The 17333-nt window shown below is 68.7% G+C and carries 18 protein-coding genes and 1 tRNA gene; 7 read left to right on the top strand and 12 right to left on the bottom strand.

All coding sequences use genetic code 11. The annotated features are described in order from the left end of the window. The first annotated feature begins 7 nt into the window (after nt 1-7). From Q4F73_RS00180 to Q4F73_RS00170, 3 genes are read left to right on the top strand one after another with little or no spacing between them, the layout of a single operon-like run. Complete coding sequence (locus tag Q4F73_RS00180; protein ID WP_303357322.1) at nt 8-907, top strand: aldo/keto reductase; 900 nt, start codon at nt 8-10, stop codon at nt 905-907. Nucleotides 908-921: 14 nt separating this feature from the next. Then, entirely contained in the window at nt 922-1944 is a 1023-nt protein-coding gene (locus Q4F73_RS00175) for a YncE family protein (protein WP_303357321.1), read from the top strand. 28 nt (nt 1945-1972) lie between these two features. Continuing rightward, nucleotides 1973-3082, top strand: a complete 1110-nt coding sequence (locus tag Q4F73_RS00170; protein WP_303357320.1) for a quinone-dependent dihydroorotate dehydrogenase — start codon at nt 1973-1975, stop codon at nt 3080-3082. A gap of 56 nt (nt 3083-3138) precedes the next feature. Here the strand turns inward: Q4F73_RS00170 and Q4F73_RS00165 are convergent, their stop codons facing one another. The 4 genes from Q4F73_RS00165 to Q4F73_RS00150 are packed head-to-tail and all read right to left on the bottom strand — an operon-like array spanning nt 3139 to nt 7420. Next, on the bottom strand, nt 3139-3537 hold the full coding sequence (locus tag Q4F73_RS00165; protein WP_303357319.1) for a hypothetical protein: 399 nt from the start codon (nt 3535-3537) through the stop codon (nt 3139-3141). Between the two features lie 12 nt (nt 3538-3549). Then, entirely contained in the window at nt 3550-4089 is a 540-nt protein-coding gene (locus Q4F73_RS00160; RefSeq protein WP_303357318.1) for a YbhB/YbcL family Raf kinase inhibitor-like protein, read from the bottom strand. Between the two features lie 41 nt (nt 4090-4130). Next, nucleotides 4131-5885: an ABC transporter ATP-binding protein gene (locus Q4F73_RS00155; protein ID WP_303357317.1), complete on the bottom strand. Its 1755-nt coding sequence runs from the start codon at nt 5883-5885 to the stop codon at nt 4131-4133. Then, a complete protein-coding gene (locus Q4F73_RS00150; protein ID WP_303357316.1) occupies nt 5882-7420 on the bottom strand; it encodes an ABC transporter ATP-binding protein in 1539 nt (512 codons plus the stop codon). The genes Q4F73_RS00155 and Q4F73_RS00150 overlap by 4 nt, the downstream gene beginning before the upstream one ends. A gap of 185 nt (nt 7421-7605) precedes the next feature. Between Q4F73_RS00150 and Q4F73_RS00145 the strand changes: the two genes are divergently transcribed. Continuing rightward, nucleotides 7606-7691, top strand: a tRNA-Leu gene (locus Q4F73_RS00145). 48 nt (nt 7692-7739) lie between these two features. Here Q4F73_RS00145 and Q4F73_RS00140 read toward each other — a convergent pair. Both Q4F73_RS00140 and Q4F73_RS00135 read right to left on the bottom strand, forming a co-directional pair. Next, a complete protein-coding gene (locus Q4F73_RS00140) occupies nt 7740-8108 on the bottom strand; it encodes a helix-turn-helix domain-containing protein (protein WP_303357315.1) in 369 nt (122 codons plus the stop codon). 128 nt (nt 8109-8236) lie between these two features. Then, nucleotides 8237-8662: a cupin domain-containing protein gene (locus Q4F73_RS00135; RefSeq protein ID WP_303357314.1), complete on the bottom strand. Its 426-nt coding sequence runs from the start codon at nt 8660-8662 to the stop codon at nt 8237-8239. Between the two features lie 66 nt (nt 8663-8728). Here Q4F73_RS00135 and Q4F73_RS00130 point away from each other — a divergent pair, with 66 nt between their 5' ends. Together Q4F73_RS00130 and Q4F73_RS00125 are read left to right on the top strand one after the other, a co-directional pair. Continuing rightward, nucleotides 8729-9430 (top strand): TVP38/TMEM64 family protein, encoded by a 702-nt coding sequence (locus Q4F73_RS00130; protein ID WP_303357313.1) that lies wholly within the window; start codon nt 8729-8731, stop codon nt 9428-9430. 10 nt (nt 9431-9440) lie between these two features. Beyond that, nucleotides 9441-10019, top strand: a complete 579-nt coding sequence (locus Q4F73_RS00125) for a MarR family transcriptional regulator (RefSeq protein ID WP_303357312.1) — start codon at nt 9441-9443, stop codon at nt 10017-10019. Here the strand turns inward: Q4F73_RS00125 and Q4F73_RS00120 are convergent. Genes Q4F73_RS00120 through Q4F73_RS00110 form a run of 3 tightly spaced genes read right to left on the bottom strand, consistent with a single transcriptional unit; the run spans nt 10016 to nt 12533 of the window. After that, nucleotides 10016-11230: an SPFH domain-containing protein gene (locus tag Q4F73_RS00120; protein ID WP_303357311.1), complete on the bottom strand. Its 1215-nt coding sequence runs from the start codon at nt 11228-11230 to the stop codon at nt 10016-10018. The two genes, Q4F73_RS00125 and Q4F73_RS00120, sit on opposite strands and share 4 nt — an antisense overlap. A 5-nt stretch (nt 11231-11235) precedes the next feature. Next, a complete protein-coding gene (locus Q4F73_RS00115) occupies nt 11236-11664 on the bottom strand; it encodes an NfeD family protein (RefSeq protein WP_303357310.1) in 429 nt (142 codons plus the stop codon). 20 nt (nt 11665-11684) lie between these two features. Then, nucleotides 11685-12533 (bottom strand): DUF3097 domain-containing protein, encoded by an 849-nt coding sequence (locus tag Q4F73_RS00110; RefSeq protein ID WP_303357309.1) that lies wholly within the window; start codon nt 12531-12533, stop codon nt 11685-11687. A gap of 33 nt (nt 12534-12566) precedes the next feature. On the opposite strand from Q4F73_RS00110, the gene Q4F73_RS00105 reads away from it, so the two are divergent. After that, nucleotides 12567-13280: a hypothetical protein gene (locus tag Q4F73_RS00105; RefSeq protein ID WP_303357308.1), complete on the top strand. Its 714-nt coding sequence runs from the start codon at nt 12567-12569 to the stop codon at nt 13278-13280. Here the strand turns inward: Q4F73_RS00105 and Q4F73_RS00100 are convergent. From Q4F73_RS00100 to Q4F73_RS00090, 3 genes are all read right to left on the bottom strand, one after another. After that, complete coding sequence (locus Q4F73_RS00100; protein ID WP_303357307.1) at nt 13247-14317, bottom strand: ferrochelatase; 1071 nt, start codon at nt 14315-14317, stop codon at nt 13247-13249. The two genes, Q4F73_RS00105 and Q4F73_RS00100, sit on opposite strands and share 34 nt — an antisense overlap. Nucleotides 14318-14354: 37 nt before the next feature. Continuing rightward, entirely contained in the window at nt 14355-16178 is a 1824-nt protein-coding gene (locus tag Q4F73_RS00095; protein ID WP_303357306.1) for a DIP1281 family NlpC/P60 protein, read from the bottom strand. A gap of 447 nt (nt 16179-16625) precedes the next feature. Further along, the gene (locus Q4F73_RS00090) at nt 16626-17123 is read right to left on the bottom strand and encodes a DUF6676 family protein (protein ID WP_303357305.1); all 498 of its coding nucleotides are present in this window, start codon (nt 17121-17123) and stop codon (nt 16626-16628) included. Nucleotides 17124-17333 lie beyond the last annotated feature (210 nt).

Below are 17333 nucleotides of genomic sequence, written 5' to 3'. Positions count from 1 at the left end.
GGACGGGGTGAAACAGCGATTGGTGGGCGCAAGCGGACTCCGTGTCTCGGATCTCGGTCTGGGCACCGCGACCTGGGGTGTCGGGACCGACGCCGCAGAGGCGCAGGTCATGCTGCGGATGTTCATCGATGCCGGGGGAACGCTTCTGGACTCCTCCCCGTTCTACGGCGCGGGGCGCTCCCAGGAGGTGGTGGCCGAGGTGCTCGCGGATGTCCCGCGCCACGACCTCGTGCTCTCCTCGTCGGCCGGGGTGGCCCCGGACTCCCCTGTCGGGCGGCGCGTCGACTGTTCCCGGCGGGCTCTCATGCGCCAGCTCGACGAGACGCTCCGGGTCCTGGACACCGACCACCTTGATCTGTGGTCGGTGGGGTACTGGGATGAACGCACACCCCCGTCGGAGGTGATCGACACCCTCGACTGGGCGGTGCGCACCGGGCGGGCCCGCTACGCCGGTGTCCGCGATTACGCCGGGTGGCAGCTGGCGGTCACCGCCACGCCGCGGGTGGTGGCCACCCAGCACGAGTATTCGCTGCTGGCCCGTGGGATCGAGGAGGAGCTGGTGCCGGCCGCGCGGCACCTGGGCGTGGGGATCATCGCGGCGGCTCCCCTGGCGCAGGGGGTGCTCACCGGTCGTTACCGCGACGGCCCGGCCTCCGGGGTGCGGGCGGAGGTCCACGCCCGGCTGGGGTACAAGGCCCACACGGTCGTCGACGCCCTGACCACCGCCGCCGAGGGACTGGACATCTCCCCCGCCGTGGTCGCCCTCGCGTGGGCGCGCGACCGGGCCGGGGTGGCATCGACCGTGGTGGGGGCCTCTCATCGTGCGCAACTGCGCGAGCTGCTCACAGTGTCCGACACCGCCTTGCCCCGGGCGATAGTCAAGGCTCTGGACGACGTGTCGCGCTGATAGGCTCAGGAAGCGTGAATGCCGGACATGTGACTGCCCTGGCGGCTGTGGCCGCCACCTCCCTGCTGCTCGTGGCCTGCGGGACGAGCCCGACGAATCCGGAGGTCCCGGACCTCGGTAACGCGGAGCCGCAGACCTCCGACGCCTCCACCTCGCCGGCCGGTGAGGTTCTCGCGCTGGATCTCGACGTCAGCGACCTGGAGGCCGCCGGCGACATCCTCGGTCTGCGTGCCGGTGGCACTCTCGCCCTCGGCACGGTCGAGGAGTTCCGTTCCGGTGCCACCCGGGACGTCACCGTCCCCGAGCACTGCGGTGATCTCACCGCCGCCGCCGACACCTTCGTTCTCGCCTGCGGCGATGAGGTGCTGCTTATCGACGCCACCACCGGGGACATCGACACCCACCCGGTGTCCGACTCCGACGCCGTCCCCGCAGCCTCCGCGGTGCTCACCTCCACCGGCGAGCTCGTCGTCGGTTCCGGCGAGAATGACCGCGTCGTCGTCTTCGTCGACGGTGCCGAGGAGAACTCGATCTCCGTCGCGGGCCTGACCTCCCAGCTGCTCGCCGTCCCCGTCGCAGGTGCCGATGACGCCGTGGTGCGCACCAACCACGAGAACACCACCATCCAGGACGTCCACTGGCGCGACGGCCGCCAGGGGGGAACACTGCGCGTGGGCCTGGGCATCGGTCAGGCGGCCGCCGGCGACAGGGGTCTGGTCCTGGCCTCCGACAACCGGGGTGGCCAGCTCGCGGTCTACACCGCCGACAACGTCGTGCGTCTGCACCAGACCGTGCCCGTCGCGGGCAGTCCCTGGGCCGTGGCCTGGGACTCCGAGCGGGAGTTGGCCTGGGTGTCGACCACCGCCGACAATCAGCTCCACGCCTTCGAGCTGTCGACCGGTGTGCCGGAGCCGGTCGGCGCCGTGGACACCGTCGCCGACGCCCACAACGTTGTGGTGCTTGCCGACGGCACCCTCGTCATCGCCTCCGCCACCGGCGACGGTGTGCAGATCATCACCGACCCCGAATTTTCCTAACCCGAATTCCCCACCAGGAAGGACCCCCGTGTCTCTGCGCCACTCCGCCTACCAGCTCGCCCTCAAGGGCATGTTCACCCTGCGCCCGGAGCGTATTCACGGCCTGATCGCCGGGGGCCTCGGTGTCCTCCAGTCGGCAGGCCCCGTCAACCGTCTGCTGGGCAAGGTGGTCCCGGTCACCGATCCGGTGCTGGAGCAGGAGGTCTTCGGCGTGACGTTCCCGCGCCCGCTGGGCCTGGCCGCCGGTTTCGACAAGAACGCCTCCGCCGCGGACACCTGGACCGCCCTCGGTTTCGGATACTCCGAACTGGGAACCGTCACCGCCTCCCCGCAGCCGGGCAACCCCACCCCGCGCCTGTTCCGGCTGCCGGACGACAAGGCCATCCTCAACCGCATGGGCTTCAACAACGACGGCGCCGCCGCCGCCGCGGAGAACCTGCGTCGGCGGCAGTCAAGCGATGTCATCGGCATCAACATCGGCAAGACGAAGGTCGTGCCCGCCGAGGACGCGGTAGATGACTACCGGCGCTCCGCCTCCCTCCTCGGCGACCTGGCCGACTACCTGGTGGTCAACGTCTCCTCCCCCAACACCCCCGGCCTGCGTGATCTGCAGGCGGTCGAATCGCTGCGCCCCATCCTCGCCGCCGTCCAGCAGTCGACCCAGACGCCGGTGCTGGTCAAGATCGCCCCCGACCTGTCGGACGAGGACGTCGACGCCGTCGCCGAGCTGGCCCTGGATCTGGGCCTGGCGGGCATCGTGGCCACGAACACCACCATCTCCCGCGCGGGACTGTCCACCCCGGCCGCCGAGGTGGAGGCCATGGGCGCCGGCGGTGTCTCCGGCCCGCCCGTGGCGCAGCGTTCCCTCGAGGTGCTTCAGCGCCTGTACGCGAAGGTGGGTGAGAAACTGGTGCTCATTTCCGTGGGTGGCATCTCCACCCCCGAGCAGGCGTGGGAGCGCATCGCCTCCGGCGCCACCCTCCTGCAGGGCTACACCGGCTTCATCTACGGCGGGCCGGACTGGATCCGCGACATCCACCGGGGTATCGCCGATCAGATCCACCGCCACGAGTTGGGCAGCATCACCGAGGCCATCGGCTCCGGACTGCCGTGGCTGGCCAATCCCGCCCGGGACTAAGACACGACACGACCCTCGATCTCCGCGGAGATCGAGGGTCTCATGCTGTGCCCGCCCTAGCCCTTCGGGATGAGCGAACGACGGATGATGAGTGCGCACATGGCGGCGAAGGCCGCGTACATCGCCAACCAGTACTGGGCCATGAGCGTCAGCGGATCATTGGGGATGAAGCGCGAGAAGATGACGATTCCCACCGCCACCGCCAGCGCGATGACCTGCGTGCGACTGGATGCCTGATCGGTGCGAATGGTCGCGAAGGCACCCAGGATGATCGCGGCGACAAGGATGACCAAGAAGCGCGGAGTCACAGCGAAAGGCGCCATCCAACCGTCGGCGAAGACGGAGACGACGGCGAAGATGGCCAGCGCGAGGGCGAGCGCCATGAAGGCGCCACCCACACGCAGCGCCAGGGGGACCCGGAAAGTTCGCTCGGGGCGGGAGTTCTTGTGGCTCATAGCCTCAAGAGCCTACTTGCTCTCGTACCAGCCCCAGAGAATGGCCCGGCCGAGAGAGTGGAAATACAGGTTGAAGCCGAGCACTGTCGCCGTGGAATCCGGATCGATGTCGAGCTTCTCGACGTCCACCGCGTGCACCGCGTAGAGGTAGCGGTGAGGTCCATGGCCCTCCGGCGGGGCCGCACCGTAGTACTCCCGCCCTCCGGAGTCGTTAGCCAAGGCGATGACACCGTCGATGCCGAGATCCTCCTGGCTGCCTGCGCCTGTCGGCAGCTCCGTGGTGTCCACGGGAATGTTGAAGGCGGCCCAGTGCCAGAACCCGGAGGCGGTCGGTGCGTCCGGATCAAAGCAGGTCACGGCAAGGGACTTGGTGCCTTCCGGCAGGTCGGACCAGGCCAGGTGCGGGGAGACGTTCTCCGGAGCGCACTGCTCCTCCGCGAGCTTCGCTCCTTCCTCCAGATCATTGGAGCTCAGGGGGAAGGAGGGCAGATCCTTGAGCGGGGCGTAGGGGTCGGGGCCGGGGAAACGGGAATCATTGGCGTAGGAAGTCATATACCCGTTGTACCTGAGATGTCCCTCACACGTCGGGATCCTCAGGACCAGCGGGAGTAGAGCTCGGCGTAGCGCCCCGCGGCGTCGAGAAGCTCGGCGTGGGTGCCCTCTTCCACGATGCGGCCGGCATCCATGACGAGGATGCGGTCGGCGACCATGGCCTGATCGAGGCGATGGGCCACGATGAGGCTGGTGCGCCCCCGTGCGGCGGCGGTGGCGGCCCGCTCGAGGGTGCGGGCGTCGTCGCTGCCGGCCTCGGAGGTGGCCTCATCCATGATGAGCACCGGCGGATCCCGCAGGATCACCCGGGCCAGGGCCACCTGCTGCGCGACCTCCGGCGGCAGGGAGTCCGTCCCCGCCCCCACCGGGGTGTCCAGGCCCCGGGGCAGGTGGCGGGCCCAGGTCGCGGTGCCGGGAGCCAGCCCGGTGGCGGCGAGGGCGTCGATGAGCATCTCGTCGCCGGCGTGCGGTGCGGCCATGAGCAGATCGTCGCGCAGCGCTCCGGAAAACAGGTGCACATCCTGGGTGAGCAGGGTGACCTGGCGGGTGGTCCAGGCGTCGTCGACCTCGGCCGTGTCGACGCCGTTAATGAGGATGCGGCCGGAATCCGGGCGCTGCAGCCCGGCCAGCAGCCCCGCGAGCGTCGACTTCCCGGCGCCGGAGGCCCCCACGAGGGCGGTGGTGCTGCCGGCGGGCAGGGTGACGGTGATGTCGGGGAGGATGTCCGCCCCACCCGGATAAGAAAACCGCAGGTGCTCGATGCGGATCTCCGGCGGTGCCTCCAGGTCGTCGGGGATGTCGCGGCTGTCGGTGGGAGCCAGCCGGGCCAGGGCGACGGCGCGTCCGAGGGAGGTGCCGGCCTCCTGTATGTCCCCGGCCAGGAAAAGGAGGTTGAACACGTGGCCCTCGAGGCGGACCACCAGCACCATCGCCGCGGTGGCGGCGCCGATCGTGATGTCTCCGCGGCTGACCAGCCACGTCGCCAGCCCCAGGGTGCTCGCCAGCAGCGTGACGTAGGCGATGTTGCCGTAGCCGAGCAGATGGACGAACAGCGGAGCGCGGTCGGCGCGGGCCTGCACCGCGTCCCAGGAGGCGCGGCGGGTGCGTTCCAGCGCCCAGGGGCCCAGCCGCAGGGCCCGGAGGGTGGGCAGGCTGCGCACGGTGTCGAGCAGAATCGCGTTACGCCGGGCCTCGGCGGTGGCCACGATGTTCGCCGCCTGCGGCATCCGCGGCAGGACAAGGCGCAGGAGCGGGTAGACCACGGCCAGCGTCAGCACCAGGGAGAGGGCGAAAAGCGGGTGGACCAGCACCAGTGCGACGAGTGTCACCGGGAACATGAGGATGGTCACCGCGAGGCGGATGCCGGTGGCCGACATCATCCGCACGACGGTGTCGATGTCCTGGGTGAGGCGGGTGATGACGTTGCCCGTTCCCAGTTCCAGGACATCGGGCACCGGGGCCCGCAGCACCGAGCCCAGAGCCTGCCGGCGCAGATCCACCGACATCATGCGCGTGCGCGCGGTGAGCAGCCAGCCGCCGACGGAGCGGGCGGCGGTCTCGACGAGCAGTGCGGCAGCCACGCCGGAAAGCAGCCACACGAAAGGCTCCCACGGCCCGTCCGCGATGTCGACGGCACGCCCCAGCAGCGTCGCCGAGACGGTCATCGCCGCCACCGCCAGCACGAACACGGCGGTGGTCCCCAGCAACCATGCGGGTCCGGGGCTGGTGGGCAGCGCCCGCAGCGTCCGTCCCGTCTCCCTGACACTGGCGGGCGCCAGGGCATCTTCGCGGCTCATGACAGCTCCTCCACATGATCGGCGACCGCCCGCCAGGCAGCGGAGGTGCTCACCACCACCGTTGCGCGCCCCCGGCGGAGGCGGGCGACGTTACGTGCCACGGTGTCCAGGGTGACGGCGTCGAGTCCGGTGGTGGGCTCATCCAGCACCAGCACCTCCGGGTCCCGGACCAGCCACCGGGCCAGGGCGACGCGCTGGCGCTGCCCACCGGAGAGGTTGAGCCCGGCCTCACCGATCGGAGAGGCCGGCAACGTGTCGCCGTCCATCCCGCCGAGGCGGGTGATGATGTCCCCGCAGGCCGCCGCAGACAACGCCGCCTGCACCTTCTCCGGGTCCGCGGTGCCGAGTGGGTCGATGTTGTCCGCCAGTGTTCCCTCGAACACCGCGGCCGCATGCGGGGCCACGATGATGTCAGGGTCCTGCCACGCCTCCCACTGCGCCAGACGGGCCCGGACACGTTCCACTCCCGCGGCGCCGGTGGCCGACCACACCGTCAGCCCGGCGGGCGGGCGCGCACCGGGCGTGGCCGCGGTGGCGCGCGGCGCAAGGCCTGCCACCAGATCGCGGATCCGTCCCGTGGACACCAGCCCGCGGGAGAAATAGTCCACGCCGAAGCTCAACGAGAACCCCAGGTACATCATCGCCGGCGGGACCAGCAGCGAGACGGTCACCAGATCGGCCGCGGCCACGGTCCCGTCCCGCAGCATCACGGCCGCCAGGACGACGATGCCCACCACACACAGGGTGGGCACGAGCTGACGCACCAGGGTCAACCACCCCGTCATCCGCGCCTCCACCAGCATGAGCCGCAGGGCCCGGCCGGTGGCGACGTCGAAACGCTGCGTCGACTCCTCCACCGCCCCGAGGCCCTTGACCACGCGCGAGCCCTGCGCGAGGTCGGTGGCCAGGGACAGCGCCGCACCCTCCGCTTCTCGACGCCGCGCCGCCACCCGCGCCAGCGGCCGTGCCGTGGCGAAGGTCGTCGCCGTCGTCACGATGCCCGCCAGGAGGACCAGCAGCCCCAGCACCGGGTGGGAGAACCCGACCGCCACGGCGGTCCCGAGCAGGTAGGCGGCCATCATCACCGGGAAGTTGAGGATCTCCTTGAGCTCGCCCACCTGGTGAGAATCCCCGTCGATGGTGTTGAGCACCTCGCCGGGGGTCATGTCCGTCGGCTCCGACTGCAGCAGGCGGCGGGTCAGGCTCAGGCGCAGGGAATGCACCGTGCGGGCCGCCGTCAGGTCTGTGAGGGCATCGGCCGTCGACTCCGCCACCCACGACGCCGCCATGGTCCCCGCCAACACCAGGATCACGATCCCCGCGATCTGCAGCGAGCCGGCCTCGAAGGCACGCAGACCGCCGTTGGCCACCACCACCGAGATGAACACCGAGGCCAGCATGCCCAGCGAGATGGAGACCATCAGCACCGTCACCGCCCGGCCGTGCAGGCCGAGCATCCGCCAGGCTCCCGACGCGCGGGAACGCCACCGTTCCGGCGCCACCTCCACGTCCCGGGAGGGCACTGCTCTGGGCACGAACCACGACCACATGGGCATCCGACGTGGGGGTTGATAGTTGCGTTGCATAGTGGTGAAAAAGCTACCACTTACACGCGTGTAACTAGCGTTGACATGCGGATTTGTGTCTCTCCGGGATGTGCGGCTACAGTAGTGCAGGTGCCCAGCCGAGAGGGTGGACACAGACAAGTGAATGACACCCAGCCCGGGTGGCGGAATGGCAGACGCGCTAGCTTGAGGTGCTAGTGTCCTATTAACGGACGTGGGGGTTCAAGTCCCCCTCCGGGCACAGAGTTCAGATCCCGGTCCCCTACTTAAGGGGGGCCGGGATTTTTCGTCACCAGGTCGTTCGCCGTTCGCGGGTCGCGTCCTTCTGCCACTCCAGCACGTCAGCGCGCCGCAGACGCCGATGCCCCTTCTCAGAGTGTCGCACGCTCGTCAGCAGGCCATTGTCGATCAGCCGCACGACCGTCGTCCGGTCCACGCCGAGAATGCGCGCCGCTTCCTGTGTGGAGATCATCGTGTCCATGCGCACGATTTCCACCGGCTCATTGTTGAGGTGAGCCTGAATGAGGGAGGCCAGGTCCTTTTTCAATGCCTCCGGCAGCTCTAATCGCCCCCCGCCAGCTCCCTCGAGGTGTACCGGTCCCGCCGCCAGGAGGCCGCTGATGCCCTGCAGGACGAGCCTCTCGCGCTTCGCGCTCATGCGATGAGCATAAGCCGGAACCGCGGTTTCCGCGCGGGTAGGGTGCGAAACTGCAAACGCTCGATTTCCTCGAATTGAGAATTCGAGGAAATCGAGCGTTCCCCTCAGAGGGACCCTATCGCGGCAACCTAGTGCTGCTCGTTTGGGTCGTTGTCCGCGTCGTCCTTCGTCTCGTGGTAGGTGCCCGGAACATGATCCGGTGCAGCGTAGATCGAGTAGAGCTTCACCGTCTCGGAGCCCTCGTTGACGAAGTTGTGCCACTTGCCCGCCGGCACGAAGATGGCGAAGTCGTCCTCGACCTCCTGGTCGATGTCCAGGTTGTCCTCGCTGTCGCCGATCATGATGCGGCCCTTGCCGGCCTCAAGGCGCAGGAACTGGTCGTGATCATCGTGGACCTCGGCGCCGATCTCACCGCCGGCGGGGATGGCCATGACGGTCATCTGGAGGTAGCGGCCGGTCCACAGGGTGTCGCGGAAGGCCTCGTTCTCCTTGGTCACGTCCTCGATGTCCAGGACGTAGGGGTTGGGTCCGTGGTCGGTACGAAGGTCTGCCATGTTTACTCCTTGTGTTCGTAGACGTACGGCTTCCCAGTGTAGCGACGCGGCGTAAACTGGCCGCTTGTGAATCGGTTCCGGCAGTTCGTGGTGGCGCTCGTCCGCGACGCCGCCGCAGCCGTCGGCGCCTGGTCCTGGGCCCGCCGCCTGGCCGTCGCGACGGCACTGGCAGGTTTCCTCGCCGTGACGCTGCTTATCGACGTCCCCGCCATCACCACCCTCCGGACCTGGGCGGACGCCTCCGGCGCCTGGTTTGTGGCGCTGTTCTGGCTCGGATACGTGGTGGTGACGCAGTTCCCCGTCCCCCGCACGATTCTCACGCTCTCCAGCGGTGTGCTCTTCGGCCCGTGGGTGGGCATCGCCGTGGCTCTCACCGCCACGACGGTGGCAGCGGCGCTGAGTCTTACGGTTGTCCGCGGACTGCTCGGTGAGTGGATGGCTCCGCGGCTGACTCATCCGGCGGTGTCCGGGATCAACACCCGCCTGCAGCAGCGCGGCTGGCTGGCGGTGATGAGCCTGCGGATGATCGCCGGTGTGCCGTTTTCCATCATGAACTATGCGGCGGCGTTGACGAGTGTGCCCGTGGGGATGTTCACGGTCGCCACCCTGCTCGGCTCCGCGCCGGGGACGGTGGTCACGGTGGTCCTGGGTGACGCCCTGACCGGTGAGGTCGATCCCCTGGTCCTGTCGCTGACCGTGATGTTGGCGGTCATCGGACTGGCGGGACTCGCCGTGGACCATCGCCTTCCAGTCAAGCCTGTGCCGTAGACTCATGGCCATGCTGGCCATACATGCCCGGTACCGGGGACGCGAGGTACGTCGAGCGCACCTGGTGCGCCGCTCCGCCGAGGCCCTGTCCACCCTGGACGGTGTCGGCGAGTTCGAGATCCTCGGTGTCGAGGACATCTGCGCCATCGTCGATTCCCCGGAGTCCCTGTGTGACACGGTCATGGCACTGCTGTCCGACGGCAGCTGGGCGATCGGCATCGGGGTCTCCCCGACCGCCGACGATGCCGCCGACGCGCGTGCCACCGCGACGGCGGCGCTCAAGGGCTCGGCGCGTGCCGGCACAGTCAAAGTCGCTGTCGCCCGCCGTCGACACGCGTCCCTCGCCGGGGATGTCGCCGCCGCCTTCGCCCTCATCGGGCACGTGTTGAGCAAACGAACCCTGGAGGGCCGCGAGGCCACTGCCCTGGTGCGCTCGGGGCTGAATCAGAATGAGGCCGCCGAGGAACTGGGCATCTCCAAGCAGGCGATGTCCCAGCGCCTGCAGGCGGCCGGGTGGCAGGCGGAGACCGCCGGCTGGCAGCTGGCGGTCAATCTGCTGACCCGCGCGGACGCGGGTGAGACGAGCTAGCGCTCCTCGATGTGCGGTTCCGGCTGCTCCCCGAAGTCATAGGTCGGGGCAGGAGCGGTGGGTTCGATCTCGCGCGGTTTACCCGCGGCCTTCTGGGCCTTGATCTCGTGCGGCTCGGGGTCGACGGGCTTGTTCGCCACCGCGGTGGCGGCGGCGACGGCAGCGGCGATCTCCGGATCGGTGGCGGTGTTGAACCACTCGTCGGTGTCCTCCTCGCCGGCCATCTGACGGGTCTCGTCGTCGACGAGGGTCGGCTCGTAGCGGAAGACACCCTCGTCGTCCTTCTTGGCGAAGGCACGGGCGAACTGCTCGAGGGAGTCGCCGAACTGGGAGGGGATCATCCACATCGTGGAGGCCTGGCCCTCGGCGAGCTGCGGCAGCTTCTCCAGGTACTGGTAGGCCAGCACCTCCGGGGTGACCTTGGAGGACTTGATGGCGGCGTTGACCTTCTGGATTGCGCGTGCCTCACCCTGTGCCTGCAGATAGCGGGCGGCGCGCTCACCCTCGGCCTTGAGGATCATCCCCTGGCGCTCGGCCTCCGCCTGCAGGATGGCGGCGTGCTTCTCGCCCTCGGCGGACAGGATTCGGGCCTGCTTCTCACCCTCGGCGGTCTTGATGTCGGACTCACGACGACCCTCGGCGGTGAGGATCATCGCGCGCTTCTCGCGGTCCGCCTTCATCTGCATCTCCATGGACTGCTGGATGGACGGCGGCGGATCAATGGCCTTGAGCTCGACTCGGCTGATGCGCAGACCCCACTTGGAGGTGGCGGCGTCCAGCTCACCGCGCAGGCGGCGGTTGATGGTCTCACGCGAGGTGAGGGTCTCCTCCAGTGTCATGCCACCGACCACGTCTCGCAGGGTGGCCACGGAGATCTGCTCGACACCGACGATGTAGTTGTCCACACCGTAGATCGCCTTGGCCGGATCATTGATCTGGAAGGTGACCACGATGTCGATGGCGACGGTGAGGTTGTCCTGGGTGATGACGGCCTGCGGCGGGAAGGACACGACGCGCTCACGGGTGTCCACGCGCGCACGGATGCGGTCGATGAACGGCACGAGCAGGGTCAGTCCACCGGCGACGGTGCGGGTGTAGCTGCCGAGGCGTTCGATGACCGCTGCCTCACCCTGCGGGATGAGGGCGATCGACTTGATGACGACAACGGCGACGAAGATCAGGAGGACGATCAGGAGTATGAGTCCGGCCATGGGTTCTACGATTCCTTCCAGACGACTGCCGTGGCGCCGTCGATACTGATCACGGACACACGATCACCCTCGGCGAACGTGTGGGTGGGGTCGAGGGAGCGGGCGGACCAGATGGATCCGTCGAGGCGGACCTGGCCGCCATGTTCCCCGATCGGGGCCAGCACCTCAGCGGTGGAACCGACCAGAGCCTGGGGGGAGGTGTCCAGTGCCTTCGGGGCCGCCAGACGACGGCGCAGGAAGGGTTTGAGGAACACGAGCAGTCCGAAGGCGGAGATCGCGAAGGCCAGGACCGAGCCCCACAGCGGCGCCCCGGCCAGGGACACACCGGCGGCCGCCAACGCGGCGCCGGCGAGCATGAGCAGGGTGAACTCGCCCACGGCCAGCTCGAGGCCGGCGAGGACAAGGGCTGCGATGAACCAGACTATTGCTCCCACGGGGTCCAACGTACCAGCGGCTAGGAGAGGTCGGCCTTGGACAACTCAGGCGTGGTGACGAAATCGACCAGCCGCTCCACGGCCCCGATGAGGGTGGAGTCGAGATCGCGGAAGCTGGTGACCGCCGAGTAGACCCGGTTCCAGCCCTCGCGCGGGTCCGACCACCCCAGGCGCCGGCACACGCCCGACTTCCAGTCCTCCCCGTAGGGCACCTCAGGCCAGGCGCGGATGCCCACCGAGGCGGGTTTCACCGCCGCCCAGACATCGATGTAGGGATGACCGGTGACCAGTACATGCTCCCCGACCGCCTGCGTCATCCGGGTCTCCTTCGAGCCCTCGACGAGGTGGTCGGCCAGCACCCCGACGCGCCGCCCGCGCCCCGGGCCGAATTCGGCCAGGCGGGACTCCAGGTTGTCCAGCCCCTCGAGGTATTCGACGACCACGCCTTCGACGCGCAGGTCATGGCCCCACACCTTCTCCACGATGGCCGCGTCGTGGACACCTTCCACCCAGATGCGCGAGGGGGCAGCGACCTTCGCCTCGACGTTGTCCACCCGACGGGATCCGGAGTTGGAGCGCCGCACCTCTTCCGCCTTCTTCGGCAGATGGCGGATGAGGGTGACGGGGCGGCCGTCGATAAGAAAACCGCCGGACACGAGCTGGAAAAGCCGCTTGACTCCGCGCCGGTCCTCGAGGCGGACGAATTCACCGTCGTAGGTGCGCTCCCAGCCGACGACCGCACCCACGTAGTCCTCGCCGCGGACCTCGACGACCAGGCCCGGCTCCGCCGGCACCCGGGGATACTCGCGCGGACGGGAACGGGCATGACCGGACAGGATATCGCCGGAATAGGGGTCGTTGAAGCTCATGGCGGATCACCTTATCGGCTAGACTGCCCCGCCATGGATATCCGCGCCGAGGTCTGGTCACCCCTGCAGAACACCGCCGTCTGGCTCGGTGCCTGGCTCCACGGTCTGGAGGCGACCGACCATCTCATCGATGCGCTCCATGACCTGGGGTCCGAGGGGTTGGTCGAGGTCTTGGGCGACATCCGTCGCTGTGCGCTTCTCGACGCCCCCTCCCCCGCCATCCGCCTCATCCTCTCCGGCCCCGGCGAGGCCCCCGCCCTGCCCGCGGGCGGGCAGGCGGCGGCCGCGGCGGCGTCGATAAGCGGGGCGCTGGTCCTGGCCGAGACCCATGTTCTCGTGCCCGACAGGGAGGGGAACTGGCGGTGGTTCGTGGAGGAGGAACCGCTGCCGACACCGACGTGGTCGAGCCCGGGTGAGGCGGATGAGCTGCTGACCAGGGCGACGAACGAGGCGGCGCGGATCATCACGTCCAGCGGCTACCGGACGGACGCACTGGAGTCCCCGCGTCTGACGGTGGGGACGCTGGCGGACTTCTACGACACCCCGGGACTCCCCGCTGCCGTGCCACCGCGCGCGGCCAAGCTGTTCGCCCGGGCGGACCGGGTCGCCGCGATCATCGAGACGGTCAAGACCCGGATGGGTGACCACAGCATCGACCCGCAGCTGCTGGGCCTGTGGCGCCACATCCGGGCCGCGCGGATGGCCGGGGTGTCCTACGCGGTGCGGGAGTTCGGGCGGCTGACCTGACAGCACCCGGGGCGGCAGGCCTGCCCGTTGACGGTGCATCCCTGCACGGTGACCTCACCGAGGGAGGCCGGCGGATCGTTGTTGACCAGCTCCTCGATGATGTCGACGACCATGGCCGCGAAATCCTGCTCCGGGCCGGCGGTCCGCGTGCGCTCGACATGGACATCCAGGTCGCGGGCGGCAGTGGCCAGATCGGTGTCGAGGTCCCAGACGACCTCCATGTGGTCGGAGATGAAGCCCACCGGGCTGACCACGACCGCCCGCACGCCCTGCGCGGCGAGGGCGGTGGTGTGGTCGACGATGTCCGGCTCCAGCCACGGGGTGCGCGGGTTGCCCGAACGCGACTGCCACACGACGTCGTAGGTGTCCACGCCGACGTTCTCGGCGATGAGGCGCGCGGCCTCCGCGACCTGGCGGGAATAGAGGTGGGAATCCTCCGCCCCGCCGGCGGCCTCATCGGCGGCCGTGGGTACGGAGTGGGCGGTGAACAGCACCCGGGTGGCGGCGCGCCGATCGGTCGGCACCTTCTCCAGCGACTCCCGCAGCGCATCGCTCATGAGCCGGATGAAGATCGGGTGATCGTAGAACTGGCGGAGTTTGGTGAACTCGATCGGCTCGACGCCCGCCTCCTCAAGGTGGCCGAGGATGCGTTTGATGTCCTCGTTGTACTGCAGGCAGGCGGAGTAGCCGCCCCAGGCGGAGGTGGCGAAGACCAGCGCCCGGCGCACACCGTCGCGGGCCATCTCCTCGGCCGCCTCCTCACCGTAGGGATGCCAGTTGCGGTTGCCGAAGTAGATCGGCAGGTCATGACCGCGCTCGCTCAGTTCCTGGCCCAGGTTGGCGATGATCTCGCGGTTGAGCCGGTTGAGCGGACTCACGCCCCCGAAATGGAAGTAGTGCTCGCCGACCTGGGCGAGACGCTCGCGGGGGATGCCGCGGCCGCGGGTGACGTTCTCCAGAAAGGGGACGACCTCCTCGTCACCTTCGGGGCCACCGAAGGAGAGGACGAGGAGGGCGTCGAAATTCAGTTCAGTCATGCGACTGAGCCTATCAACCTTTAGGTTGAGATCCGCACTAGATCAGGCGCACGGCGTGGGGGGCCATGCCCGACCAGCGGACCGGGGAAATCCTGACGTTGGAGCCGGAGTTCGGGGCCTCGATCATCGTGCCGTCACCGAGGTAGATCGCCACGTGGTGGCTGCCGCCGGGACCGTAGAAGATGAGGTCGCCGCGCTCCATCTGGCTGGGATCGATCTTCTCGCCGTGGTTGTACTGGTAACCGGTGTAGTGCGGCAGGGCGATCCCGGCGCCGGCGAACGCATAGAGGGTCAGGCCGGAGCAGTCGAAACCGATCTTGTTGAAGTCACCGTGGGAGTCGGCGATGCCGCCGTCCCGGATACCCCGGGTGGGGCCGTTGGCGTTGCCGCCGCCCCAGGCGTAGGGCACACCGACCTGCGACTGGGCACGGGCGATGACGGCCTCGATCTGTGCTTCCCGGTCACCGATCGCGGCGACCTCCTCGGCGGCCTGTTCGGTGACATCCTCGATCGTCTCGAGGATCGGGCCGGTGGACAGCTCTTCCTCCACCTCGGGCACAACCTCAGGCACAACTTCGGGCTCCGGCTCCGGAACGACCTCCACCACCTCGGGCTCGGGGTTCTGGACCGCGGCAATCGGCTCCGGGTCCGCCTCCTCATCTGTCACCGACGGGTACGGGTTGTCCAGGGAGGTGTGATCGGGCTGCGACGCGGCGATGACTGCGGCCGCCGCAGCCACGGCAGCGGCCGTGGCGGCGTCGCGGAAGGCCTGCGCCTCCGCCTCGCGGGCGGCGCGCTCGGCGGCCTCCTGCTCAGCGCGTTCCTGAGCTTCACGACGCGCGGTCGCCTCCTCCTCCGCCTGGCGAGCGGCCTCGCGGGCGGCGGCGGCTTCCGCCTCCCGACGCTCGCGCTCGTCGGCCTCGGCTGCGGACTGAGCGGCGGCTTCCGCTTCGGCCGCCTGACGGGCCGCGGCCTCGGCGGCCTCCTGCGCGGCAGCGGCGGCAGCGGACTCTTCTTCGACGATGCGTCGGGCTTCGGCGGCTTCCGCCTCATCTGAAGCGGCGGCATCCTCGGCAGCACGGCGCGTGGCCTCGGCGGAGCGGTACTCCTCGGCGTCCTGGCGCTGCGCATTGCCGGTCGCGATCTCCTCGCGAGCAGCGTCCAACTGCTCCTGAGCGGCATCACGCTCGGCGGCGAGGCGATCGCGCTCCTCACTCAGCTCACCGATGAGAGCGGTGTTGGAGTCGATCGCGGCGCGCGCCTCGGCCTCCCGGCCCAGGGCCCGGGCCTCGCGCTCCTCGGCGATGTTGCGCAGCTGGCGGAGCTCGGATTCGCGGTTCGCCTGCTCGGTGCGGAGCTGATCCAGCTCCTCGATGGCTGCGCGCTGCTTCTCCGCGTTGGTACGCAGATACGTCTGGCGGTCCAGCGAATCCGCGGAGGCTTCCTCGCCGGCGAGGGTGGCCACCGCGGTCGGGGTGACACTACGCCGGTAGGTGGCCCGGGAGATCTCGTCGAGGCGGGCCTGCGCGACCTCGATCTTCTCCTGGGTCTCGGTGAGCTGCGCGCGGGCCACGATGACGGCCTGACGGGCCTGTTCGGCTGTGGCCTGGGCGTCATGCAGGTCGACGAGAGCCTTGTTGACCTCTTCGTGGAGTCCGCCGATCTCCAGGGCGAGACGGTCCATCTCGGCCTGGGTCCGGGTGACGTCGTTGACGAGGCCCGCGGCAGCGGACTCGGTGGTGGGCGCCGTCGCCGGAGTTGCCGAGACGACGGCCGGGGTGAAGGCCGTCAGCGTCGCCGCGCACAAGGCGCTGGCGACGACCGTACGCAGGCGTGCGCGGGTCAGGGTGGTCGGGGCCACGTGTACTCCTCACGAACCCGCGACATCAAGTTGGCAGCCTTGACGAGGCGGGTGCCGAATCGATTGATCATCGGTGGAGGCACACGGGTATCCAGACCCCTCGTCAAGGTGCGGTGACTCTTCGCGCCTGGCGTGCTTCCCCACATGCCCGTGCGATGACGATGACGATCCGTACGACCGTGACACCTGCTCCTGCCGGAGATTTCCATCGACCCGTGAGCCGATAAGGGCACCATAGAACACGCGCGACTCTCGTGACCCATTGTTTATCAAACTTCACAGGAGTAAAGCCTGACCACATGACTTCCATCATGGGGATGACCTGGGAAATGACGAAATGATAACGTTACTGTGATTTACCTCACATCTAAGGCCGTGCATGACGAAGTGGCCGCGTCGGCATATAACGATGCGGCTACAGTTTGGTCCGGAAAAGTTATTCTTCGGTCAAGCCCTGCGGCTGGACTTCTTCCAGGCGCTCCACCCCGTGGCCAGCACCAGCACAGCGAGTGCCGCCACCATGGCCGCCAGTGCGAAGGGCCAGTTCGTCGACCAACCGTTGACGTCGTCGATGACGCCGAACACTCCCCCGACCACGTCCGGGTTGGCCAGGAACGGATGCTGGGCGGACTCGAGCGCCCCGCGCGAATGGACCTCACTGACCATCGCCCCGGAGCCGGGTGCGCGGACGATGACGGTCTCCAGGTCGGTGCCGAGCAGAAGATCCTGGGCCACGTCACGCAGATCCGGAGTGTGAGCGGGCGTATGTGTCAGGACGACGACGCCCAGGGACCCGAAGCCGGAATCGCCGGCGTGGGTCACGGCGTCGATAAGCCCCGGCTCCAGGGAATCGATGCGCTCCGCCGGGGCGACAGCGTCGAAGGCGACGGAGTCCTCCGCCAGCTGGAGGGAGAGGTCGTCGATGTCGACACCTTCAGGGATCATCGGTCGGACCGTCGCTTTCTCCGTGGAAATGAGTCTCGGACACCGCTATTTCTATCCCCTGCGGGTGTGGCGGGGGTGATGACGCGCCGCGCGGCCTGCCGAAACCCACAAACAAAACGCTCGTACTGTTAGAATCAGCGACGGTCGTTGGTACGAATCCCTAGACTCGGAGGAGTACCACCGCGTTCTGCCGGTACACGCCTGCCTTGA

The organism is Corynebacterium sp. (assembly GCF_030535495.1).
GTDB lineage: Bacteria > Actinomycetota > Actinomycetes > Mycobacteriales > Mycobacteriaceae > Corynebacterium.
This window is presented reverse-complemented; position numbering and strand designations above follow the sequence as displayed.